The sequence below is a fragment of the Aphanizomenon flos-aquae FACHB-1287 genome (genome assembly GCF_014698755.1).
GTDB classification, from domain to species: Bacteria; Cyanobacteriota; Cyanobacteriia; order Cyanobacteriales; family Nostocaceae; genus Dolichospermum; species Dolichospermum flosaquae.
The window spans coordinates 16,423-40,891 of the sequence record NZ_JACJTO010000002.1 but is presented as its reverse complement, the minus strand read 5'-3'; the positions used below and the strand labels follow the sequence as shown (position 1 = coordinate 40,891).

At 38.5% G+C, this 24,469-nt stretch carries 24 protein-coding genes, 1 tRNA gene and 1 other annotated feature; of the genes, 10 read left to right on the top strand and 15 right to left on the bottom strand.

Features of this window, described 5'->3' with window-relative positions; genetic code table 11:
• The first annotated feature begins 137 nt into the window (after window positions 1-137).
• The 4 genes from H6G44_RS01205 (at window position 138) to H6G44_RS01190 (ending at window position 4,372) form a co-directional block, all read left to right on the top strand.
• Window positions 138-863: a hypothetical protein gene (locus tag H6G44_RS01205; RefSeq protein ID WP_190384736.1), complete on the top strand. Its 726-nt coding sequence runs from the start codon at window positions 138-140 to the stop codon at window positions 861-863.
• A gap of 165 nt (window positions 864-1,028) precedes the next feature.
• A complete protein-coding gene (locus H6G44_RS01200; protein ID WP_190384735.1) occupies window positions 1,029-2,018 on the top strand; it encodes a pentapeptide repeat-containing protein in 990 nt (329 codons plus the stop codon).
• Window positions 2,019-2,129: 111 nt separating this feature from the next.
• Window positions 2,130-2,801 carry a hypothetical protein gene (locus H6G44_RS01195; protein WP_190384734.1) on the top strand — a complete coding sequence of 224 codons (672 nt, stop codon included), beginning with the start codon at window positions 2,130-2,132 and terminating at the stop codon, window positions 2,799-2,801.
• Window positions 2,802-2,827: 26 nt separating this feature from the next.
• A complete protein-coding gene (locus H6G44_RS01190; RefSeq protein WP_190384733.1) occupies window positions 2,828-4,372 on the top strand; it encodes an NAD(P)H-hydrate dehydratase in 1,545 nt (514 codons plus the stop codon).
• A 72-nt stretch (window positions 4,373-4,444) separates the two neighbouring features.
• Here the strand turns inward: H6G44_RS01190 and rplL are convergent, their stop codons facing one another.
• The 8 genes from rplL to rplS all read right to left on the bottom strand — a co-directional run bounded on the left by rplL (window position 4,445) and on the right by rplS (window position 8,767).
• A complete protein-coding gene (rplL, locus tag H6G44_RS01185; RefSeq protein ID WP_190384732.1) occupies window positions 4,445-4,834 on the bottom strand; it encodes a 50S ribosomal protein L7/L12 in 390 nt (129 codons plus the stop codon).
• 74 nt (window positions 4,835-4,908) lie between these two features.
• Complete coding sequence (rplJ, locus tag H6G44_RS01180; protein WP_190384731.1) at window positions 4,909-5,478, bottom strand: 50S ribosomal protein L10; 570 nt, start codon at window positions 5,476-5,478, stop codon at window positions 4,909-4,911.
• 164 nt (window positions 5,479-5,642) lie between these two features.
• Window positions 5,643-5,810 (bottom strand) — a sequence feature (ribosomal protein L10 leader region).
• Window positions 5,811-5,888: 78 nt separating this feature from the next.
• The gene (gene rplA / locus H6G44_RS01175; protein WP_190384730.1) at window positions 5,889-6,605 is read right to left on the bottom strand and encodes a 50S ribosomal protein L1; all 717 of its coding nucleotides are present in this window, start codon (window positions 6,603-6,605) and stop codon (window positions 5,889-5,891) included.
• A gap of 110 nt (window positions 6,606-6,715) precedes the next feature.
• Window positions 6,716-7,141: a 50S ribosomal protein L11 gene (rplK, locus tag H6G44_RS01170; RefSeq protein WP_027404878.1), complete on the bottom strand. Its 426-nt coding sequence runs from the start codon at window positions 7,139-7,141 to the stop codon at window positions 6,716-6,718.
• Between the two features lie 6 nt (window positions 7,142-7,147).
• A complete protein-coding gene (gene nusG / locus H6G44_RS01165) occupies window positions 7,148-7,780 on the bottom strand; it encodes a transcription termination/antitermination protein NusG (RefSeq protein WP_190384729.1) in 633 nt (210 codons plus the stop codon).
• Entirely contained in the window at window positions 7,780-8,001 is a 222-nt protein-coding gene (secE, locus tag H6G44_RS01160; RefSeq protein WP_015078220.1) for a preprotein translocase subunit SecE, read from the bottom strand. The genes nusG and secE overlap by 1 nt, the downstream gene beginning before the upstream one ends.
• 181 nt (window positions 8,002-8,182) lie before the next feature.
• Window positions 8,183-8,255, bottom strand: a tRNA-Trp gene (locus H6G44_RS01155).
• Between the two features lie 149 nt (window positions 8,256-8,404).
• Window positions 8,405-8,767 carry a 50S ribosomal protein L19 gene (rplS, locus tag H6G44_RS01150; protein WP_190384728.1) on the bottom strand — a complete coding sequence of 121 codons (363 nt, stop codon included), beginning with the start codon at window positions 8,765-8,767 and terminating at the stop codon, window positions 8,405-8,407.
• 200 nt (window positions 8,768-8,967) lie between these two features.
• Here rplS and hflX point away from each other — a divergent pair, with 200 nt between their 5' ends.
• Window positions 8,968-10,704, top strand: a complete 1,737-nt coding sequence (gene hflX, locus H6G44_RS01145; protein ID WP_190384864.1) for a GTPase HflX — start codon at window positions 8,968-8,970, stop codon at window positions 10,702-10,704.
• A 201-nt stretch (window positions 10,705-10,905) separates the two neighbouring features.
• Window positions 10,906-11,475, top strand: a complete 570-nt coding sequence (locus H6G44_RS01140) for a Uma2 family endonuclease (RefSeq protein WP_190384863.1) — start codon at window positions 10,906-10,908, stop codon at window positions 11,473-11,475.
• Between the two features lie 152 nt (window positions 11,476-11,627).
• Here H6G44_RS01140 and H6G44_RS01135 read toward each other — a convergent pair whose 3' ends face one another.
• The 4 genes from H6G44_RS01135 to H6G44_RS01120 form a co-directional block, all read right to left on the bottom strand.
• Window positions 11,628-11,978, bottom strand: coding sequence for a DUF5615 family PIN-like protein (locus tag H6G44_RS01135; protein ID WP_190384727.1), 351 nt, complete (start codon window positions 11,976-11,978; stop codon window positions 11,628-11,630).
• Entirely contained in the window at window positions 11,975-12,211 is a 237-nt protein-coding gene (locus tag H6G44_RS01130) for a DUF433 domain-containing protein (protein WP_190384726.1), read from the bottom strand. Before H6G44_RS01130 ends, H6G44_RS01135 begins: the two co-directional genes overlap by 4 nt.
• 285 nt (window positions 12,212-12,496) lie before the next feature.
• Window positions 12,497-14,245: a bifunctional serine/threonine-protein kinase/formylglycine-generating enzyme family protein gene (locus H6G44_RS01125; RefSeq protein ID WP_190384725.1), complete on the bottom strand. Its 1,749-nt coding sequence runs from the start codon at window positions 14,243-14,245 to the stop codon at window positions 12,497-12,499.
• 244 nt (window positions 14,246-14,489) lie between these two features.
• The gene (locus H6G44_RS01120; RefSeq protein WP_190384724.1) at window positions 14,490-15,032 is read right to left on the bottom strand and encodes a DUF2854 domain-containing protein; all 543 of its coding nucleotides are present in this window, start codon (window positions 15,030-15,032) and stop codon (window positions 14,490-14,492) included.
• A gap of 139 nt (window positions 15,033-15,171) precedes the next feature.
• Between H6G44_RS01120 and H6G44_RS01115 the strand changes: the two genes are divergently transcribed.
• Window positions 15,172-15,354: a hypothetical protein gene (locus tag H6G44_RS01115; protein ID WP_190384723.1), complete on the top strand. Its 183-nt coding sequence runs from the start codon at window positions 15,172-15,174 to the stop codon at window positions 15,352-15,354.
• A 256-nt stretch (window positions 15,355-15,610) separates the two neighbouring features.
• Here the strand turns inward: H6G44_RS01115 and H6G44_RS01110 are convergent, their stop codons facing one another.
• Window positions 15,611-16,027 carry a response regulator gene (locus H6G44_RS01110; protein WP_190384862.1) on the bottom strand — a complete coding sequence of 139 codons (417 nt, stop codon included), beginning with the start codon at window positions 16,025-16,027 and terminating at the stop codon, window positions 15,611-15,613.
• Between the two features lie 386 nt (window positions 16,028-16,413).
• Window positions 16,414-18,579 (bottom strand): polyphosphate kinase 1, encoded by a 2,166-nt coding sequence (gene ppk1 / locus H6G44_RS01105; RefSeq protein ID WP_190384722.1) that lies wholly within the window; start codon window positions 18,577-18,579, stop codon window positions 16,414-16,416.
• A gap of 276 nt (window positions 18,580-18,855) precedes the next feature.
• Between ppk1 and H6G44_RS01100 the strand changes: the two genes are divergently transcribed.
• Window positions 18,856-20,283: a sensor histidine kinase gene (locus H6G44_RS01100; protein ID WP_190384721.1), complete on the top strand. Its 1,428-nt coding sequence runs from the start codon at window positions 18,856-18,858 to the stop codon at window positions 20,281-20,283.
• 150 nt (window positions 20,284-20,433) lie between these two features.
• Window positions 20,434-21,300: a tetratricopeptide repeat protein gene (locus H6G44_RS01095; protein ID WP_190384720.1), complete on the top strand. Its 867-nt coding sequence runs from the start codon at window positions 20,434-20,436 to the stop codon at window positions 21,298-21,300.
• Window positions 21,301-21,360: 60 nt separating this feature from the next.
• On the opposite strand, the gene H6G44_RS01090 is transcribed toward H6G44_RS01095, so the two are convergent.
• Window positions 21,361-21,759 carry a response regulator gene (locus tag H6G44_RS01090; RefSeq protein WP_190384719.1) on the bottom strand — a complete coding sequence of 133 codons (399 nt, stop codon included), beginning with the start codon at window positions 21,757-21,759 and terminating at the stop codon, window positions 21,361-21,363.
• Window positions 21,760-21,973: 214 nt separating this feature from the next.
• On the opposite strand from H6G44_RS01090, the gene gyrA reads away from it, so the two are divergent.
• Window positions 21,974-24,463 (top strand): DNA gyrase subunit A, encoded by a 2,490-nt coding sequence (gyrA, locus tag H6G44_RS01085; protein ID WP_190384718.1) that lies wholly within the window; start codon window positions 21,974-21,976, stop codon window positions 24,461-24,463.
• Window positions 24,464-24,469 lie beyond the last annotated feature (6 nt).

Genomic DNA, 24,469 nt, shown 5'->3' with positions numbered 1-24,469 from the left:
ATAAAAGCTCTAGAATTGACAAATAATAAGTATTTTCGGAGTATGATACAAAAAAGCCACTACCCAATAGTGTACTAGTTCAGCTATAATTTATTACTATCACACTATCGGATATTTGTAACGGAGGCACACTAATCATGACTTTATCTAGCCTTGATCAAATTAGCAAATATTTAGAAGAGCATGAAAGCTCACAAAGAATTAAAAAACTAATATTCTTCACTTGTAAAAATGTGTGGGAAAATGATCAAGATGCCCTAGATAGGGTTCAATTAAAAGAATTAATTGAAGAATTATCTAGTTTAAATCCAACGATAGATCACTTAACTTCACGTTTATCTATTACTGTTGAAAATCTTAGTAAACCAAAAGAATACACCATAATTGCCGGAATTATTATCAAGGAGATAGGAAGATTATATCTAACCCGTGATCAGCCAACAGAAATAATATCAACTCCATCTAACCAGAATATCCCTATAATTGATAGTTCTAAACAGAGATTATCAAATCCCGCTACCACAACGCCCATAAGTTCCAAAAAATCTCAATATAATCAATTTGATTTACGACAAAATCTGATGAGATATGCTAACCCTCTGAGGGTTAAAATAATTTTATTTTCCGCGCTTCATGGGAAATTTACCTTTAATGAAAAAGACTGGTTACAACTGAGAGAAGAAGACCTTGATAGTTTATTGCAGCTATTATTTGATTCTTGCTCCACAATTGTAGAGCTTGAATCTAGAATCAACAATGCTGTTATCTCCTTAGATAACCCAGATAAAAATTCTCCAGCAGCCACTGCAATTATCCGAGTTATGCGAGGCTTGTATAATGAGATATCAGTTAAAAATAATTAACATAAGTAGGTGAACGGAAAAAACCGTAGACGCGAAGCGGCTTCTCGAAGAGTCATATGTAACAAAAAGTAACCTAAAACCTCTTCCCTGTTTCCTTGTCATAACGACAATTTTTAATGCCGACCTACTTAAACTACTTAACAGTTATTCACTTAAGAAAAAATCATGGATGCTAAAGAAATTCTAACAAGATATGCAAATGGTGAGACGAAACTTATTAATGCCAATTTAAATGGAGTAAATCTATTAAATGCAGATTTAATTGGTATAGGTTTAAATAAAGCAAATTTGTCTTATGCTATTCTAGCTTTTACCTATCTAAGTCAGGCTATTCTCAATCATGCAAATTTAACTCGTGCGAATCTCTCTGGTGCGAACCTAACACAAGCTAGTTTGGAAAGTGCCAACTTAAATAATGCTAATTTACACGGTGCAACCTTACAGAATGCTAATTTGCGAAATGCTGATTTAACTTGGGCAGATCTGCTGGATACTAACTTAATGGGTGCTGATCTGCGTGGTGCTGATTTATCTGGTGCTAACTTAACAGGTTCGTGCCTACGTGGTGCTAATCTGCGAAAAGAACAGGGATTCCATTCTACTACTCTCCGGGCTGCTAACCTGTATAAAGCGGACTTACGCGGTGCTAATTTGACAGGTGCAGATTTAGCTAGGGTGAATCTGAGTGGTGCTAACTTAAGTGAGAGTATGCTGCGTGGTGCAGATCTAAGTGGTGCAGATCTAAGTGGAGCAATTTTAGAAGGTGCTACTTTAACCCAGACTAATTTACAAGGTGCTAATTTGAATGGTGCTAACCTGATAAATGCTAAACTAAAAGAATCAAATTTGAGTGAAGCTGAATTAATAGGTGCAAATTTGCACGGTGCAATTATGCCAGAAGCTATACTGATTAAAGCCAAAATGAATCGAGTCGATCTTAGTTTTGCTAGACTAAGTAAAGTTAATTTGAGTCGGGCTAATTTACGCGAAGCTAATTTAACTGAAGCAAACTTAATAGATGCTTGTCTTGCCATGACAGACTTAACTAATGCTAATTTAACTCAGGTAAACCTGCTCAGAGCGGAAATTAGTACGGCTAATCTAATAGGTGCAAATTTATATGAAGCGGTAATGCCTGACGGCACAATTTACTAAAATCGGTAGTAAATTTGGATGATTAATTAATCTTGTCATTTAAATGATATTTTTAATTATTTCATCCCATGAAAATTAACCTAAAAACCTTTGCAAAAACTGTTAAAAAATATGCCTACTTTAAAAGTCAGTTGCTTGACATATTTACCCATATTTTCCTTGCTGGTAAGTTGGACTCTCGCGTGTGAATATATTCCTGTTCAGGCTCAAATATCTATCAATCAGCAACAATTACCGCAGTTACAACAAGGAGAATTTAATCAATTTTCAGGTAAAAAATATAGTCAACATAACCAAAAATTTGAGCGGTATTTTGTTTACATTGATAGTAGTAATAACCAAATTTTATACGAAGTTCGCCAAATTGAACCTGATGCCTATATCCGCAATTATAACGGACGTAATATTATCCAATCTGGGGTTTTTAATGAACTATATAATGCCCAACTACGGATTAAGGAATTAGAATTGCATGGTATTCCCGGTGCTCGCATTGTCAATTCTGCAAATGTAGATGTAACATCTGATCAGCGTTCCTATAATAATCAGGAAAAAACAGATTTTTATTATGTAGTTATTCCTAGTAGTGCTAATAATTTATCTTCTTTCGCTACAGATATTCGCCAAAAAGTCGGCACAAGTATTAATGTCATTAGGAGAACTCAACCAATAGGAACACACATAGCTGTAGGACCCTTTAGAGATCGCTTAGAAGCAGAACAATGGAATGGCTATTTGAAAGATTCAGGTTACGGTAATGCTAGAGTTTACTATGGAAAATAAGGTAATTGACAACTAACAACTAACAAATGACTAAAGAACAATTTGTTGTTACCGCAGCCCAAATGCGGGATATTGAAACCAGGATATTTGCAGCGGGAATGCCTGTAGCTGCTTTAATGGAAAAAGTAGCGGGATTAATTTCCCAACGCTTACAGGCTATTATTTCCCCAGGACAATGTGTAGGAATTCTAGCAGGACCGGGTCATAATGGAGGAGATGCCTTAGTAGTAGCTCGTGAATTGCATTTTCGCGGGTATCAAGTTTGGATTTATCAACCTTTTTCCCAGTTGAAAGAATTAACTTCTCAACATTTTCAATATGCACAAAATTTAGGAATTACCTGTTATCAAGAAATTTCCCAAATACCAAATTGTGATTTTTTAATTGATGGTTTATTTGGGTTTGGACTAGAAAGAAAAATTACTGATTCTATTGCTACTGCAATTAATTATTTTAATAGCAAAAATCAGCCCATTATTAGTATTGATATCCCTTCGGGTTTACATACAGATACAGGGGAAGTTTTAGGAACAGCTATTCAGGCAAATTATACATTTTGCTTAGGTTTATGGAAACAAGGTTTATTACAAGAACAAGCATTACCTTATGTTGGTAAAGCCGAATTAATTGATTTTGATATTTCCTTAGCAGATATTCATGCTGTTTTAGGCAATAATCCCCAAATCAAACGCATTACTAAAACAACAGCATTATCTACTTTACCCTTACCTCGTCCCCTCATTACCCACAAATATAAACAAGGACATTTATTATTAATTTGTGGTTCTAAACGTTACGCAGGTGGAGCAATTTTAACGGGTTTAGGTGCACGAGCTTCTGGTGTGGGAATGTTATCAATTGCTGTACCAGAATCTCTGAAAATGTTGTTAGTTTCCCATTTACCAGAAGCTTTAATTATCGGTTGTCCTGAAACCGAAACAGGAGCAATCGCTAATTTACCATTTGTAGGGTGTGGTAGCGACAGCGAAATGCACCTTATAGATTTAAATTCATTTACGACAATTGCTTGCGGACCTGGTTTAACTAAAGATAGTATTTCCCTTATTCCCGAAATAATTAAATGTGAATGTCCTCTAATTCTTGATGCTGATGCTTTAAATATTTTGGCACAATTAGGCACAATCCCCACCTTAAAACCACGAAAATCAGCCACCGTTCTCACACCCCACACAGGAGAATTTCAGCGGTTATTTCCGAATATTTCTTACACAAATAGAATCAAAGCCGTGCAAATAGCAGCCCAAGAAAGTGGGGCTGTAGTCCTATTAAAAGGGGCAAGAACAGCCATATCTAATCCTCAAGGTGGTGTTTGGATAAATCCCGAAAGTACCCCAGCCTTAGCCCGTGGAGGCAGTGGTGATGTATTAACTGGTTTATTAAGTGGACTATTAGCGCAAATTATCAATAAAGAAACTGTTATAGAAGATATAGTAGCAACTGCGACTTGGTGGCATTCCCAAGCCGGAATTTTAGCAGCAGAAACAAGAACAGAATTGGGAGTTGATGCTTTTACACTCACACAATATTTACTTCCGGTTTTAAAGCGATGATAATGGGGACTGGGGACTGGGTAAAAATTCTTTCCAATCACCAATCACCAATCACCAATCACCAAAGAACAATTACTTAACTGTTACCTTACCACCAGCTTCTTCAATCCGCTTCTTGATATCCTCAGCAGCTTCCTTGGTTACAGCTTCTTTAACAGCTTTAGGAGCAGCTTCTACCAAGTCTTTAGCTTCTTTTAGACCTAAACCTGTGATTTCGCGGACGATTTTCAGAACAGCAATCTTCTTATCTGCTGGTACAGAATCCAAAATTGCATCAAATTCGGTCTTTTCTACTACTTCTTCAGCAGCAGCACCAGCGCCAGGAGCCATCATCATCATACCACCAGCAGGAGCAGCAGCACTAACACCAAAAGCCTCTTCGATTTGTTTTACCAATTCAGAAGCTTCTAATAAAGTCAAAGATTTCAATTGTTCTAAAATTTGTTCGGTTGCAGCAGACATGGATATAACTCCTAAAGAATTTTTGATTTGTCAGTTGAAAGAACCCGTGAGGGTTAGTTGTTATTTGTCAGTGATTAATCTTCACTGACTACCGCTAACTCAGCAGCACTTTCAGAACTAACGCTATTTTCTTTTTCAGCGATAGCTTGCAAAGCGCGAGCCAAGGAACTGGGAACTTCGTTGATACCAACGGCCAGCTTGGTAGCCACAGCGTTGATAGCACCAGCAATTTGACCCATGAGTTGTTCCTTAGATGGTAAGTCTCCTAGAGCCTTAACATCAGCTTCACTCAGGACACGACCTTCCATGACACCACCGCGAATTTCTGTTTTCTTGGTGGCTTTTTGGAATGCTTGATAAGCTTTAATCGCAGATAAATCTTCTTTAACTAGCAAAAATGCAGAAGAACCATTTAGTAATTCTGACATTGGCTGCCATTGTTCCTGATCCTTAATTGCAATGCCCATGAAGGTGTTTTTTGTCACCTTACAGATAGCACCACTAGGACGGAGTTGCCGACGTAAATCTGTAATTTCAGCAACTGTTAGCCCCTGATAATCAATTACCAGTGCCAAAGTTGACTTACTCAAGCTTTCTTTGAGATCAGCTACTATCTCTTTCTTGTTTTCTAACGTTCTTCCCATACTTGTCTCACCTCCAATGTCAGTTGTTAGTGGTCAGTGGTCAGTGGTCAGTGGTTAGTTGTCAGTTGTCAGTGGTTAGTTGTCAGTTTTTACTCTATTTCCTGTCACCTATCACCTGTCGTCTGTTACCTACCACCTATCACTAGTTACCTTTTTACTGACTTACCGAAAACAATTAACCCTAGCTAACCTAGCCAGGGTTTCAAAGTGGTATTTTTAATCCCGTAGTTATTTCGCTTGTGCAGCTTAAACTTTAGGTAGTTAAAATTACAACCTCGGCAGGATATTAAGCTATTAGCACCTGCTGTCTCCGGCTTTATCTATTTAATTTTGGTCATTAGTGATTAGTTATTGATTATTACTGATCATTGCTGATTATATTCATCTATCACCAATTACCCATTGCCAAATTATGCAGCTTCAGTGAGTTTTAAATCCCGTAGTGCGCTAATGTCAATAGCAATTGATGGACCCATTGTAGAGGATATATACAATGACCGCCAATAACGACCCTTAGCACCTGAAGGACGGTTACGATCAATTGACTCTTGTAAGGCCTTCAGGTTTATTAATAAATCTTCAGGAGAAAAAGCAGCCTTACCAAACATAACATGAACAATCCCAGTCCGATCAGCCCGATATTCTAATTTACCAGCTTTAAATTCAGCAATGGCACTAGCAATATCAAATGTCACTGTTCCACCCTTAGGTGATGGCATCAAACCACGAGGCCCCAGTAATTTACCAAGCTTTGCTACCTGTGGCATCACATCTGGTGTCGCAATCAGCTTATCAAATTCCATGAAGCCTTTCTGAATCTGGTCAATTAGTTCTTCTGAACCAGCTATATCAGCACCAGCATTAGTTGCTTCTGTGACTTTTTCGCCTCTAGCGATAACTGCTACCCGAATTATCTGCCCTGTCCCTTTAGGTAGTGCTACCGTTGTCCGCAACTGTTGATCTGTATATTTAGGATCAATTCCTAAACGAACATGAGCTTCGGCCGCCTCACTAAATTTAGCGGTTGCTGTTTCTTTTAACAGAGCCAATGCTTCTAAGGGTGCATAATCCCTATCTTCTACTTTGTCTAGCAACGCCTGTAAGCGGCGTGATACTTTTTTTGCCATTTTTTACTCCTGGGGTCATCTCGAAGTCGTGCTTCTCCCCCGATAAAATTTTGTTAATGGTTCAGTTGTCAGTTGTTATTTACTGTCACCTGTCACCTGTTCCCTGTCACCTAATCTGTGACAGTTACGCCCATATTTTTAGCAGTTCCTTCCACGATATTCATGGCTGCATCAATATCATTGGCGTTGAGGTCAGGAAGCTTAGTTTGAGCAATTTCACGTAATTGCGTTCTACTAATGCTACCAACTTTCTTTTTGTTAGGTTCATTTGAGCCTCTTTCAATCTTCGCTGCCTTGCGAATCAAAACTGATGCTGGTGGGGTTTTGAGGACAAATGTAAAACTTCTATCTTCATAAACAGAAATTTCTACAGGTATGACCATCCCAGCTTGGTCTGCTGTTTTGGCATTGTACTCTTTGCAGAACATCATGATGTTAACACCATGTTGACCCAAAGCCGGACCAACTGGCGGTGCAGGGTTGGCTTTCCCAGCATTCAGGGCCAACTTAATGACCGCTACTACTTTCTTCGCCATTTGTATTTAACTCTGTTTTTTAACCTGATTAAATTCCAATTCTACTGGTGTATCTCGTCCAAAGATTGAAAGTAGAGCCTTCAGTTTACTCCGTTCTGGGGAAACTTCAATCACTTCGCCTTCAAAATCCTTAAATGGACCAGAAAGCACAACTATCTTATCACCTGTAGTCATATCAATTTTGACTACTGGCTCTTGTTCCAAGGCTTGTTTGAATATGCGTTCAACTTCCGAAGGATTCAGGGGAACTGGCTTCACGTGACCACGGCCTCTACCGCTTCCACGTTTCTGCTCCGCACCCACAAAGTTAATTACGTGGGAGGTGTTTCTTACCACCTGCCAAGCATCATCACTCATTACCATTCGGACTAGCACATAACCAGGGAAAACCTTTTCTTCTGAAGGTAGCCGTTTACCATCCTTACGGATTTTCACCGTTGGGGTGTGGGGAATTTCCACTTGGATGATTTTGTCAGCAACATCAAAAGTTTGGATACGTTGCTCTAAGTTTGTCTTCACCCGTTTCTCACAGCCAGAGGCTACTTGCACTGCATACCAGCGTGCTTCTTTTATCGCTGTTAACAGTGTTTCCTCTAACTGTAACTCGGAGTTGCGTGGTTCGTCTGTTGCATAAGTCATCAGAACACCTGTTTTGCTGCCCAAGCGAACAATCCATCTACCAAATATATTAAAGATGCGGAGAGTGTAACCATTAATAGCACAGCGGCTGATTCACTTACCAACTGTTTCCGACTGGGCCAAATGACTTTCTCAAGTTCTTCCTTTGTCCCTTGGAAAAAATTGTTTAAGTTAAACCCATTTTCGGTTTCTGGCATTTCTGCTTCATTTTTTTTGGCCACAGTCGTTATACCCCCGTTTATTAAATGGCCTAACCTTGTGATTTTTCCAAGTTTACAGCTTTGGCTTCAATTAACTGGCAATAGGAAAGCTACTTTTAAAAAAATTATACCCGAAATAATTCACGTTTTTTGCCGTTTTGGCAGTGACGTTATTGCTTCGGGCAATATTTTTCTTTTTGAGCGCGCCCTGGAGGACTTGAACCCCCGACATCAGGTTTTGGAGACCTGCGTTCTACCAACTGAACTAAGAGCGCACAAGCTTTTCTCGTTACAGTCATTGTGTTGAACTTTTTTCAGTTTAACACAATTCGATTCTGATTGTAACTTATTTTTTTTCTTTTGGCAAGTTAGCGGCAGATGCCGCTTACAGACTGGGTTTTGTCTATTAATTCACCATTGAGAATCACAAAGGGCGGTCAAATCTTTGTTTAATACGGGTCGCTTTACCAACTAGGGCGCGTAAATAGTAGAGTTTAGCACGTCTCACTTTACCACGACGTAAAACTTTAATTGTCTCAATCAGGGGAGAATGGAGTAAAAATACTCTTTCTACACCCACACCTTGGAAAACTTTACGAACTGTAATGGTTTCGTTAATACCACCATTCCGCATGGCTATCACTACACCTTCGTAAGGTTGAACACGGAATTTATTACCTTCTTGGATTTTGACTCCGACTTTGACTGTATCCCCGACATAGATATCGGGTAGGTTGGATTTCATCTGTTCCGCTTCAATTGAGCGAATAATCTCTTGGGCGTTCATTACTTTTTATGTTTTTTGAAAAAACTCACAATCGTTAATTATAAATCTATAATTGCCTGAGAGTCTAGAAATTTCAATCATTATCAATGATAACTCCTAACAAATTAAAAATTAAGAATAAAAAACTCTTCCCTGTTCCCTGTTGTAAAATAAACAGTATCAGGATTCAGGGGGAGCCAGGTAACTGGTCATAAACGCCTATAGAGACTATTTTTGGCAATATTCAAGGTTTAAAGTCCAGCCAGCTAAAACAACTCCAGCGGCTGTACCATCAGCGGATATCAGGGGATTGTATTACTACATCTGAGTTTGCACAACGTCTTGCAGCAGTTAGTACGGAAATTAATCAACCTATTTGTACTTATATCAACCGTCGCGGCCAAGTAATTCGTGTTGGTGTAGGTAGTCCGCGTCAAACCCAAATCCCGCCCCTAGAACTGCCACGTTACGGTGCTGAACGTTTGAGCGGTATTCGTTGTTTATCTACTAATCTCAAGTCAGAACCACCGAATGAAGCGGACTTGACAGCAATGGCTTTACAAAGGTTAGATGCTTTAGTAGTTTTTAATATAACTGGAGGCGGATTTACTAAGCGTGGTGGTGGTGCCACTGGATACGTAAAAGAAGCTTATCTAGCACATCTGGTGGCTAATAACAGACAATTGGTTGTGACTCAATCCGCTAGTACCAGTATCCCCAATACTGATACATATTCCCATATATCACCGCCTCTAAGTTTAGATGCTTTGGCTGACCAGGGTTTTCTGGAATTGGTGGAAAGTCTAGAAGCGGAATTTAGTCGGGAATATGTAGCTCAGGAAGTAGACGCTGATCATGATCGGGTGGTAATTGTAGGAGTATTAACGGATAATACCAGCCCTCAACAATTCCAGGATATTATAGCAGAATTGGCACGGTTGGTAGATACGGCGGGGGGTGATGTATTACAGACTTTACAACAAAAGCGATCGCGTATTCATCCCCAAACAGTGATTGGTGAAGGTAAAGTCCAAGAAGTTGCTCTCACAGCGCAAACTCTGGGTGCTAATTTGGTAGTATTTGATCGTGATCTTTCACCTTCCCAAGTCCGCAATTTAGAAGCGCAAATTGGTGTGAGAGTCGTTGACCGTACCGAAGTAATTTTAGATATTTTTGCTCAACGCGCTCAATCTGGTGCTGGTAAATTACAGGTAGAATTAGCGCAGTTAGAGTATATGTTACCACGACTCACTGGTAGAGGTCAAGCCATGTCCAGATTGGGAGGTGGTATCGGTACTAGGGGACCTGGTGAAACCAAGCTAGAAACGGAACGTCGGGCTATTCAAAAACGCATTTCTCGACTTCAACAGGAAGTTAATCAATTACAAGCACATCGTTGTAGATTACGTCAACGGCGACAACACCGAGAAGTTCCCTCTGTGGCTTTAGTAGGTTATACTAATGCTGGTAAATCTACTTTACTTAATGCCCTTACCAACTCGGAAGTATACACGGCTGATCAATTATTTGCTACACTTGACCCAACTACTAGACGGTTAATGCTTCCCCACGCTGAAACGGGTGTGATTCAGGAAACTTTAATGACGGATACTGTAGGGTTTATTCATGAATTACCATCTTCTTTAATGGATGCCTTTCGTGCTACTCTGGAGGAGGTAACAGAGGCAGACGCTTTATTGCATTTAGTAGATTTATCTCATCCTGCTTGGTTAAGTCATATTCGCTCAGTTCGGGACATACTCGCACAAATGCCTATTACACCGGGACCTGCTTTAGTGGCTTTTAATAAAATTGATCAGGTTAGTAGCGAAACCCTGGCTTTAGCGAGGGAGGAGTTTCCTTTGGCGATTTTTATTTCTGCTAGTCAGCGTTTAGGAATGGAAACTTTACGTCAACGTCTATCACTGCTTATTCAGTACGCTGTTGATGGTGGTTGATTGTAGGGGTAGCGCCCCCGTGCCTACCCCGTCCCCGTTCTCGTTCCCATACTCTCTATGGGAATGAATTTTAGAAGGCTCTGCCCTCAATGATAGCAGAAGCAGAGCCTCTTGGGGGCATTCCCAGTCAAAGACTGGGAACGAGATATAATCCAGTTTTGCTAGAATCATGATGACTTCAATGTAATTGGTGATAAGATGATGATTACTACTGTTGAGCGTCGTTATAGTTTAGATGAATATCGCGCCATTGAAGAAAAAGCTGAAGAACGCAGTGAATATCGTCATGGAGAAATTGTTCCCATGTCAGGAGGATCAATCAATCATAGCCGTATAGGTGGCAATATTTTTGCATTTCTCAAATTTATTTTGCGCGATAGTAAATGTGAGCCAATTAATAGTGATTTGAGGTTATGGATTCCTGAATATCAACGCGGAGTATATCCAGATGTAATGGTTTTTGCAAATCAACCGCAACTAAATGAAAACCGCAATGATGAAGTTTTAAATCCCATTTTAATTGTAGAAGTATTATCACCTTCAACCGCAGATTATGACCGACAAAGCAAGTTTCGGATGTATCGTTCAATTAGCAGTTTTTGTGAATATTTATTAGTTGAACAAGATGAAATTTTTATAGAAAAATATAGTAAACAGTCTCAAGGTTGGTTATTGAGTGATTTTAATGATTTAGAAAAATCCATTTCTTTGGAGTCTGTTGGGGTTGATTTACCGATATCGGAAATTTATCGCGGTGTTGTTTTTGGGTAATCTGAATCAGGAATAATAACCTGATAATTCACCCTTAAGAAGGGAAAAGAAAAACTCTGCGTCAACGGTTATCTCTATTAATTGAGTACGCTGTTGATGGTGGTTGATAATTTTCAGATCCCCGACTTCTTAAACAAGTCTGGGATCTAAGCTTAATGAATAATCAAACTATCTTTAGTCAGTTCTAAAAAATCATAATTCATAAATAACTCAACCATTTGGGAAATATTTTGGATAAAAATTTGCTCAATTTGTTTATTACTAATATTACCTGTTGTTATTAATAGTAGTTTGTAAGGCTCTTTTTTGATTAAAAAAGAATCTAAAAAATCTTTATCTTTAGTAATAACAATTCTCTGTTCTATGATTGATAATTTGTTAATTTCTGAATCTGGAGTTGCATTTTGTAAAGGTAGATTTTTGGTGTGTACAACATCATAACCTAATTTTTTCAATAAATTTGCAATACGTTCTGGTAATTGAGCATCAATTAAGAATTTCATGAAACTAATTGTCGAATACTTTTAACTTGAGTGAGTTGAGTAGCAAAGGTGAGAACTGCTAAAATATCTTCGTATTCTAAATCATCATAATCTCCTAAAATATCATCAATACTCATTCCTGAACTCAAAAGTTCTAAGATCATTTCTACAGGATAGCGTAATCCACGAATACAGGGTTTACCATGACAAATATCATGGTTAATTGTTATTCTCTCTAATACCAGGTTATTCATGATTTTAAATATTATGATTAGACTAAATTAATTATAATATAAATATATCTCTGACTCATAAAGATGATTTAACTATCTCGCAATTATAGTGCGTTATGCTGTCGCTAACACACCCTACATTAGTATTTTAATAATTCTCTTCTTATTGCCATTTGTACAATCTGTGTGCTATATTCGTGAAGTAGCCCTATGTTATTTCTGCAAAATTGTTCCGCTAGAGGCGGAGGAATTAAGAAGGGAAAAGAAAAAGAAGGGCAGAGGGTAAAAGAATAAGAGTATAAAGGGCTACCAAGTCCTGAACGAAGACACGACCCGAAAACCGCAGTCTTCGTAACGATAGCCGCGGGAATTACTAAAGCGATCCGCGGACCGACAATAACCAGCACCGCTGTACCAAGAACCGCCACGAAGCAGCTTGTAACTACTACCGATTTGATTATTCCAAGCACTACCGTCTGTAGGCGCGTTTGTATAATTTTTGTGCCAGTCATCTTGACACCACTCCCACACATTCCCGTGCATATCGTACAAACCAAAAGCGTTAGGGGGAAAAGTTCCTACATCTGTGGTTTGTTTTCGATATTTACCTTTTGGGGCGGATTTGTAGGGATAATTGCCATCGTAATTGACTAAATCTGGGTTGATGTTTTCACCAAAGGAAAATGGCGTTTCTGTCCCTGCTCTACAAGCATACTCCCATTCTGCTTCACTGGACAATCTGTAGTTTTTTCCCGTTTTTTGATTCAACTTTTGACAGAATGTAACCGCGTCATCCCAAATGACTCGTTCGACCGGGCGGTTGTTACCTTTGAAGTAAGAGGGATTACTGCCCATTATAGCCTGATATTGTGCCTGTGTCAAGGGGTATTTTCCCATAAAAAAGCTGGGAACTGTAACTTGATGTTGGGGACTTTCATCATCACGTCTTTCTGATTCATTTTCTGGTGAACCCATGAGAAAAGTTCCTCCAGATATGGCTATCATTTCTAATTTGACACCATTTCCTAAGTCTTCTGTAAATGATGATTGAGGATTGATATTTACGTTAATATTTGTTGGTGGTTTCGGTGGGTTTGTTGGTAGGGAAATAAACTGGAAAATTTGTTTTAAGGGATTTTGAGAAGTTTGTATTTGTGAAGTAGGAATAACTCTTGTTTTTGCATTTGCTAATGCTGCTAAAACTTCCTTGGCTGAATCATAACGATGAGCAGGAATATCCTGCAACATCTTTTCTAATATCGTTGTTAATTCCTGACTTAAAGAAACATACTTTTGCCATTGCCACTGCATTTTATTAGTATCAAATAATTCGTCTGAACTATCATTTTTTTGAAAATGCCCTGTCAATAATCTAACACAGGTAACAGCTAAACTATAGAGATCACTACTATGATAAACTATGCCGCGCAACTGTTCCGGAGGAGTGTATCCAGGAGTACCTGTAACAGTCCCCACTCTAGTTAAAATAGTTTTACTTGTTTCTTTAGAAACGCCAAAATCAATTAAAAATAATTTACCGATTTTGCTTCTAATAATATTTTCTGGTTTTATATCTCGATGAATAACTTGATTGTCATGGACAAATTGTAAAACTGGCAATAATTCTGTTAAGATAGTTCTGATTTGTGGTTCATTTAATTTACCTTGAGTTTGAAATTCTTCAAAAAGGTTTTGACCATCAATAAATTCCTGGACTAAATAAAGCCGATTATCTTGAGAAAAGAAGGCTTCTAAGTCTGGTATTTGGGGATGTTTTCCTAGTTCTTGAAGTCTTTGGGCTTCTTGTTGAAATAATTCTGTAGCTTTGGCTAATGCAGCACTTCCTACTTGTTGGGGTAAAAATTGCTTAATAACGCAGGGTGTATTTAATCTTTTTTCATCTATTGCTTGAAATGTTCTACCAAAACCACCTTCTCCAAGAAATTTAATGGGACGATAACGATTATCTAAAAGGATTTTACCGCCACACTTTTCACAAAAGCTAGTACCCTGGGAATTTTGATGAAGACAGGTGGGATTAAGACATTGACTCATGGTAGCTGTTGGGTATTTCTAGGGATGCTTATACTATACTAACAGGTTGGTTGAAAACTCTAAATTCATACATATATGGGTGGTTAGAAACCGCGTCTACACAGGTGAAACCCACGCAGGTGGGTTTGAAAACCTTAATTTTGTGTTAGTCCAATATCTTCTAGTCTCCGACTGGGAATGATATCATCAAGGCGGGGCCTTCTATCGTTCCCATACAGAGTATAGAGTTCACTGGGGTTTAAGGTTAGGTTTTCATCAAAGAGAGTTCAATATAATCCTCCCTGGGCTGTGTCATGCTAATCTCTACATTAGGTCCAAAATACTTGGTCATTTTTTCTTGTTTTTGTTGCCAAGTATCAAAGTTAATAAATGGCGAATCAAATTCTAAGATAAGGGTATAAGCCCCATTAATTTCAATTTCTCGTAAACCAGTCACTACTGGTCTAGACTCGTCCGCAGGACTTAAACCTAGATAAGCTAGAGCTTCGTCTAAATGGGATTTTTGTCCATAACAGTAGCGTGTGATATCTTTACGGATTTTCGTCTGTGTGACAGTTGCTTGTTGCTTTCTGAGTGCTAAAATTGAGGGTGTGGTAGTTTGGCTAAAGGGTATGGGTTTGAGTTCATTAGCTTTGAGGGCTAAACCTCCCAATAACAGGGGAAAACCATAGAAAAACCCTACTAGATTGAGGGTAGCATTATCCGCAAAATAGGCAATAAAACCCGTGATAGTCAGTATACTACCGATTGTTAAACCAACTGTTCCTAAAGAAATTCCGCCCAGCATAATTTGAGATTAGTATAATTAATTTATTTTCATCTTTTATTATCATCCCTGATTGGTGGCAGATTGGGAAAGGATATTAAGATTTTTCCTTTTTGCGTTAACTTTAGATTTGAAGTGTTTCAAAACTGGAAGCAAAAAAATGGATATTCAGACAATTAAAGACCGAATTAGCACTGTTCAAGGTCAACGTGAGCGGTTGCTGAGTTTATTAGAACAACCTAACTTAGGGACCTTGAGAGTTGATGTTAATCAAGCTTTGGAAGAATTAGATGATTTACTTGATGAATTTAAACGGACCATTCCCCAAACAGAAAATAATTAACCTAAGTTGTTAATTACAGTAACTTCAGTTTGAGTGAGGTACACTTTGTGCGGGCATCTTACCCGCACCACAAAAGTTTTATTATTAATATCTGTACTTCATCATACTGGGAACTGCTGTATCTTAATTTAGACACGAAAAAAGGTAATTGATAATTGTCAATTGCCTTTTATCTGATGTAATTTGTGATTTTTTTTGATTATTGATGATGTTAGATTGTGTTCCATTTCCCCCAAAATGGAAAACTCCAACCTAATTAAATTTGTATCGAAGAATATCCAGATGTATTCCCTAACTGTTTGACCAAAGCAATGAGTTCTTTTGTGGGAATATCTTTTCTGCAAAATTCATCAAAGTGATGCTTATTTTTGTTGTTCTGGAAAGATGATTCATCTACCGAGGAATAAGCTAAAATCTGAGTATTTGGAGATATAGCTTTAATATAATTAGATGCTGACCAGCCATTCATTACTGGCATTTGTAAATCAAGAATGATCACATCAGGTTGATACAATTGAACCATTTCTATAGCTTCTTGACCATTACTAGCTAAACCGACAACGTGAATATTTTCCTGGACAGAAAAAACTAATTGTAGGCTTAATCGAGTGAGTTCATGATCATCAACTACAAGAACACGCAATTTACAGGATTCTTGGGACAACATTAACATTCCAGGAAAATAATTGGAGTTTTTACTGACTTGCAAAATGATGATGGATGGAAAATTATAAAATCCACAATTGTATGATATCTTATATTTTATAAGTAGAAGTAAAAGAATTCACTCTATCTTATGGGTTAATTTTAGGCATTAAAAGCTGATTTTTATGCAAAAAAAGCATTAAAAAAATATATTTTTGCATAATACTGGTTTAAGGGATAAACAACTTAGAAAACTGGCATATTATTATGGTGGATAATCTCCAAAATATGTTAATTCAGCTATGGTTTAACTCCCCAACTTCTAGTATTAATGATTTGTGTGGGAAAATTAATCAAAGAAGTCAGGGATATTGAAAGAGATGATTATTCACCTTTGCTGCAACTAATAATAGTTTAATTAATGCCAGCAGTGCGTAAAGCCATAGAGAGAATAGTTTTTTGAGAATTGGCTTCTGGACAGTTATCACCAGGACATCTTTGGATATAATTACCATCAGGCTGTAATTCCCAAGCATGACGATTATCTGCTAACATGATTCCTAATATCTCTTGTAGATCTTTGGCAATTTCTTGGTCTTTAATGGGGGTAATTACTTCAACACGACGATCTAAATTGCGACGCATCCAATCAGCACTACCAATGTATATTTCTTCTTGATTATTGTTGTAGAAGTAATATATGCGGGAGTGTTCTAAAAAACGGCCAATAATGCTGATAACTCGAATGTTATGACTGAGATTGAGCAGTCCGGGTCGCAAACAACAGATTCCCCGAATAATTAGGTCAATTTGTACTCCCGCGCGGGAGGCTTCGTATAGTGCGGAAATTATTTGTGGGTCTACTAGAGCGTTCATTTTAGCAACAATCCGACCAGAAAATCCATTTTGGACATTTTCAATTTCCCGCTTAATTAATTCCAGAAAGCGATCGCGCATATTCACAGGTGCTACAATGATTTCTCGATAGGATTTTTGGCGAGAGTAACCTGTTAAGAAATTAAACACATCTGTTAAATCTGCACCTAGTTCTTCCCGACAACTAAATAAGCCTAAATCTGTATAAAGTCGTGCTGTTTTAGGGTTATAATTGCCAGTGCCAATATGTACATAGCGGCGCATTTTGTCTTTTTCCCGTCGTACTACTAAGACAATTTTGCTATGGGTTTTCAAGCCAACTAAACCATAGACAACATGAACACCAACTCTTTCTAAACGTCTTGCCCAATAAATGTTATTCTCTTCATCAAACCGGGCTTTTAATTCAACTAATACGGAAACTTGTTTACCATTTTCCGCGGCTGCAATTAAAGCATTAACTATGGGTGAGTCTCCAGAAGTTCGGTAAAGAGTCATTTTCATGGCCAGGACATTGGGATCATGGGCAGCACTAGTAATGAAGCGCACCACTGTACCAGAAAAGGATTGATAAGGATGATGAACTAGTAAATCTTTTTCTCGAATGACAGAAAAGAAATCTTTACCATCTTCCGGTTCAGGAACATCAGGATTAATACAGGATTCCTTCAACCGTTGCAAGCGGGAAGGAACAACAGATTGACGTGGGGGGTCTTTGAGGTCTGGTAATGGCAGTAACAGAAAATACATTAAATCCCGCAGTCCCAACAGACCATCAACTTCATAAATATCATTTTCCGTTAATCCTAAATCCTGCAAGAGACGAGAACGAATTGATTCAGGGGTTTGGGAGCGAATTTCTAATCTGACAGGCGTTCCACCCATGCGACGTTTGCGAAGTTCCTGTTCAATAGCTAGTAGTAAATCTTCTGCTTCGTCTTCTTCTAATTCCAAATCAGCATCGCGGGTAATTCGGAAGGGGTGATATTCTTGGATACTCATCCCTGGAAAGAGGGATTCTAGGTTATGAGCGATCGCTTGTTCTAAGGGAATCCCTGACCAGTTAGCAGTTTTCCCATTGTCTTCAGTTCTCAACTCTGGGGGTAAGGGCAAAAATCTGGGTAAGACTTGGGGAACTTTCACCCTGGCAAAAAACTCCTCTTCGGTATCGGGATTTTTGACCACTACTGCTAAATTTAAACTGAGATTAGAAATGTGGGGAAAGGGATGACTAGGATCAACAGCCAGAGGAGTCAGTACCGGAAAAATCTGCTCTTGAAAATAGTTATCTAAATAATTTCGCTGTTGTTGATTTAGTTCTATGTAATCAAGAATACAGATTCCCTGTTGTCTTAACAGCGGTTGAAGAACTTCCTGAAATTCTGTATTCTGTTTTTTGAGTTGGGGGTGTAAATGCAGACGAATATCATCTAACTGTTTTTGTGGTGTCCGGCCATCGGTTGTTAATAAATTGACAGTAGCTTCTACTTGTTGCTTTAAACCTGCTACTCGCACCATAAAGAACTCATCCAGATTGGAACTGAAAATGGCTAAAAATTTTAACCTTTCCAATAGGGGAGTTCTGGGGTCACAAGCTTCATATAATACCCGGTTATTAAATTCTAGCCAACTTAATTCACGGTTAATGTAGTATTGTGGATCATTGAGATTAATAGAAGGAGCATTCTTTTTTGGTTTCGGCATGATCATACTTAATTGATTCAATGTCCGCTGTTTCCTCATATCCGAAGCATGAAATCATACATAGCTAATGCCACGCTTCGCTATCAGCTTATTTTGTCTGTCGGGAAGATTTTAATGTAGCACAAGCCAGAGTAAGATAGTACCTATTCTGTGTAATTTTTGTAAAGATGAGTATCCTCATTCTCTGGTTCCTTCCCAGGTAAATAAATTCAGGAATCAATTGCCCCTAAATATTCTCTCATTTTCTGAAATTATAAATAATTACCTATTAATTTTATGTCTACTTATCTATTTCAAGCCACTCGTCGCCGTTTAGCGATTTGGTACACGGCTATAACGGCGATTTTACTATTATTATTTGCCAGTGGAATGTATTTATATGTTCACAATACATTAATTGAAAGAATTGACGATACATTAGATCATGTGGCAGAAATTGTCGAGCGTTCCTTAGTAATTGAACCAATCAAATCTCAACCGAATCAACTGCGAGTAAATGTAGAAGCTAGTTTTCCTAATAATTCTGAAAATACCGAAGATGATCGCATTGATTTAGAGTGGTTTGGTCGTGATGGTGAATTATTGTGGTCAACATTTTCGGAAAAATTAAATATTCCTGTTCATCATAATTTTACAGGCGAAACTGTGCAAATAGAGGGAATGAAAGGATGGGGAGAACCTGCACAGTTATTGAGACAAGTTACGAAAAGGATAAAAAAAAGAAAACAGGTTTTAGGCTATTTACGAGTTAGTCATCCTTGGTTTGAGGTAACAAAACCTAGCCATGAATTAATTTTTGATTTGGCTTCATGGACTAGTTTGATGATATTGTCAGTAGCGGCCAGTGGTTGGTTTTTATCTGGTAAGGCAATGGAACCTATAAGAGAATCTTACCAACGTTTAAAACAATTTACTGCTGATGCTTCCCATGAATTAAGAAGTCCCATTGCTTTAATTCAAACTAATGTCCAAATTGCCTTAGCTGATTTAGATTTAGTCCCAGAAGAAAAAAATACAGTTCAATATAAACAACAATTAAAAGTAGTAGAAAGACTTGCCCAAAGACTAGGAAAATTAGTTGATGATTTACTATTCTTGGCTAGACAAGATAGTGGCATTAGCATAAATTTATTGTCATCTTGTCCTCTTGATGCTTTATTGATGGAAGTGGTAGAAGAACAACAGATTATAGCTAAAGAAAAACAAATTAATCTGGTTTTAAACTTAGTTGATTCTCCCATAACAGTAGTTGACTGTGAATTATTAGAAAACTGGTTTACTCTCATGGGTAATTGGGAGCAATTAGTGAGATTATTTACAAATTTGATTGGTAATGCTTTGCAATATACTCCGGTACAGGGAGTAATAAAAGTGGAATTAGAAAGAATAGAGGGAATAAATCGAGTTACAGGAATGCGTTATACCAATTCTCATTTACAAATAAAAATTACTGATACAGGAATTGGTATTCCTGCGGACGCGCTACCAAAATTGTTTGACCGCTTTTATCGAGTTGATTCAGCAAGAACCTATAAAACTGGAAAAATGACTAAGGCCACAACTAGTGGTTCAGGATTAGGATTAGCGATCGCTCAAGCTATTATAGAACACCATCAAGGACAAATTCAAGTAACCAGCAAGGTGGGTGAAGGTACTACTTTCACAGTCACCCTACCTATTTTACCACCCACCTCCGAGGGATAACAGGAGTCGGGGGGAAAAGAAAATTACTCACTGACAACTGACCAATGACCAATGACCAATGACAATGACCAATGCTCATGATTTTGTTAAGCTATCTGATAACGTGGGGTTAGCGATAAGATGCCAATATTTAGACTAGGAGGTGGTAGTGTGTCAAAACACATTCAGTTAATTTCTCTTTTAGTTGCCTGTAGTTTATGGAGTATTCCGAAAACTGTTCATGCTCAAGCATTCATTACCCATATAGTGCAAATTGATCATGCTCAGTTAGAGAAACAGGGCTTGGGTTTAGCACAGGAAGCGGCTCAATTAGCTCAGTTTCAGCACGTTGAACCAGCTTTGCTCAGAGCGCGGTTAGCTGCCAAACTAGCGCCAAAAAATGATAAAATTTGGTGGTTGCTGGGGAGTTTATACTTACAAAATCAAGAATTTGATGATGCTGTTACCTCCTTGAACAAAGCCAATACCCTCAACCCGAAAAATTCTGAAGTGCTATTTGCATTGGGTTCAGCCAAATTTCAAAAAAAAGATTACCAAGCAGCCATTACCCATTATCAAGAGGGTTTGAAATTAAAACCCAATTATTCTAACGGGTTGTTTGACTTGGGCAATGCTTACCTGATGTTACAGAAATTCCCAGATGCGATCGCACAATTCAATTTAGCAGTTAAACAAGATGGAAAGTTTTGGCCAGCAATTAACAATGTTGGTTTAATCAAATACGAACAAGGTAATGTCACGGAAGCAATTCAGCAATGGCAAACAGCAGTGAGTATTGATAAAAAAGCTGCAGAACCTTTATTAGCTTTAGCCGTAGCATTCTATAATCACGGGGATAAACAAAAAAGTTTAGAAATGGGAGTATCGGCCCTGCGTATAGATTCCCGTTATGGCAACTTAGATTTTCTCAAAGAAAACCTGTGGGGCGATCGCTTACTTGCAGACACTAAAAAATTCTTAGAATTACCGGAAATTAAATTAGCCTTACAGCCACAGGAGGAAATACCAACACCTTAACAAAAAAAGCAGGAGGTAGAGAGCAGATTGCCAAGGGTAGATATTAGCCATTACTACCACTTACCCTGATGGTAAAAGTGCTGTAATTTGGTCAATAAACAGTTGATGATCAACTACAGGCTTAGAAATATAGCCATCAGCGCCACTTTGGTTCAAAAAATTCTCCCGATCACCTTCCATAGCGTGTGCTGTCACTAAAATGATTGGTAAGTAAGCTGTTTGTGGGTCAGATTTTAACATTTGTGTAATTTTGATACCATCAACAGACTTACCTTGATATACACTACGAGACAGGGAAACATCCATTAAAATCAGATCAATTTCATGAGATTGGACAATTTTCATTACCTCTTCCACATTTTCCGTGTGTCTTACCCCCAAACCCCCGCGTTTACTCAGAATTTTGGCAAAAACGCGAGCATTAATTAAATCATCTTCGACAATTAGAACAATTTTCATGAGATTTTACATTAAGAGGGCTAACATTTAAGCAATACATATTGTATTTTTAATAATCCATAAGCTTAGATCACATCAAGATTAATACTACTGCTTTTTATCTTCATGAGTATCAAGATTGTGTGAGTATTTTTCTGTGATCCGTTATGCTGTGATTTCAGAGCGTGTTATTTTCTAGCGGCTGTTGTGTAGTGAAAATTCAGAGAAAAACCTCATGGCAAAACAGTTAAACCTTCTCTCTAAGGGACAGGTCATCACCACCGCCCTGCATACCGAGATGCAACGGTCATACCTAGAATACGCCATGAGTGTGATTGTGGGGCGAGCCTTACCAGATGTCCGCGATGGCTTAAAACCAGTACACAGGCGCATTTTATATGCTATGCACGAACTAGGTTTAACTCCAGATAGACCTTATCGAAAATGCGCCCGTGTGGTGGGAGATGTTCTCGGTAAATATCATCCTCACGGTGATCAATCGGTTTATGATGCGTTAGTTCGATTAGTACAAAACTTTTCTAGCCGTTATCCCTTACTGGGGGGACATGGTAACTTTGGTAGCGTAGATAATGACCCACCGGCGGCCATGCGTTATACAGAAACCCGTCTTGCACCTGTGGGACATGAGGGAATGTTGGCGGAAATTGCCGAAGAGACGGTGGATTTTACGGGCAATTTTGACAATTCTCAACAAGAACCAACGGTATTACCGGCTCAATTACCATTTTTGTTACTAAATGGTTGTGCGGGAATTGCCGTAGGTATGGCTACAAATGTTCCCCCCCATAATTTGGGAGAAATCGTTGATGGTTTAATTGCCTTGATTGACAACCCAGATTTAAAGGATGAAAAATTATTTCAATTAATTCCTGGTCCGGATTTTCCCACAGGTGGGGAAATAGTTGATCGTGGGGGCATTAAAGAGGCTTATACCACTGGTAAAGGGGGGATTGTCCTGCGAGGTATAGTCACAATGGAGGAAATTCCTGCCACTAGGGGAACTAAACGCCGAACGGCATTAATAGTCACAGAACTGCCCTTTCAAGTCAATAAAGCTGGATGGATTGAAAAAATCGCTGATTTAGTTAATCAAGGTCGTTTACAGGGAATTTCTGACATTCGAGATGAGAGTGACAGGGAGGGAATGCGGGTGGTTATTGAACTCAAACGCGATACCAACCCCCAGGAACTGCTCCAGCATTTATATCACCAAACGGCTTTACAAACGACTTTTGGGGCGATTCTCTTAGCTATAGTTGAGGGACAACCCCGCCAATTAACTTTACGACAACTCTTAGAGGAATTTCTCAAATTCCGAGAACATACCCTCAACCGTCGCTACAGTTATGAGTTGGGAAAGGCCGAAAATCGGCTAAATATTCTGGCAGGATTGTTAAAAGCCCTATTGAATTTAGATGATGTTATTGCTATTTTACGGCAAGCTGCTGATGGTAGTACAGCCAAGATGACACTTTGTAGTCGCTTGGATATCACTGATGTACAAGCAGATGCAATTCTGGCTATGCCATTACGTCGTCTTACTGGTTTGGAGCAGCAAAACTTACAACAGGAATTTGATAAACTTAACCAGGAAATTAGTCTATTGCGGACATTACTGGAAGATAGACGGGAATTACTCAAGGTCTTGAAAAAAGATTTGCGAAATCTTAAACGGAAATACGGTGACCCACGACGTACAAAAATAGTTTATACAGATTCACAGGATGAAGATAAGACTAAAAAAACAGTAAAAACTGAGGAAATTCTTACTCCCAAACCGGAACAACCCCTGGAGGAAACTATTGTTGAAGTTACTCAACGGGGTTATGTACGACGCATTTCTCCCCACAGTAAAAAACCGAAGGGGGAAAACGGACTACTAGATCATGATTTCCTGATTCAAACCGCATTAACTAATACCCATAAAGACCTGTTAATTCTCACCAGCGGTGGTAAAGTTTATCCAATTGCGGTGGGGGATATTCCCTTAATTACGGGACGTTCAGCCAGAGGAACGCCATTGATTACGATGCTTACCAGTACGGCTCAGGGGAATACGGAAGGTATTATTACTCGGTTCTTGTTACCAGAAAAACCCGAAACGTCGGAAATGGTTCTATTAACTAAGAAAGGAAGGATTAAACGCTTATCTTTATCAGAATTGGTGAATCTCTCACGGCGAGGAATTACAATTTTGAAACTTAAAGATGATGATGAATTAGCCTTTACTCGATTTATGAGCAGTGGAGAACATTTGATTTTAGCCAGTTCTAACGGTCGTTTGTTAAGGTTTCCGGGTAATGATGAACAATTACCAATTATGGGTCGGGCTGCAATGGGGTTACAAGCTTTCCGCCTTTTGAAAAATCAGCAAATGGTTGGCTGTGTTAATGTCAGCAAAGATCACCAATTATTGCTGGTGACGGAAGAGGGATATGGCAAAATTATAGCTGCAAATCAGTTGCGGGCGGCTAATCGGGGGGATTTAGGCATACAAGTTTTGAAATTTAATAATAAAACCGACAATTTAGCGGCTATGGTTCCCGCAAAACCAGGTTCAGAGGTCGCATTATTGACAAATAAGGAGCGAGTAATTCGCGTATCAGTAGATGCAGTTCCTAATCTCAACAAAGATAGTAAGGGTGAAAGTATTTGTCAACTTAACAGGGATGAGAGGATTATCAGTGTGGTGGAGGTAGAGTAGGGTTAT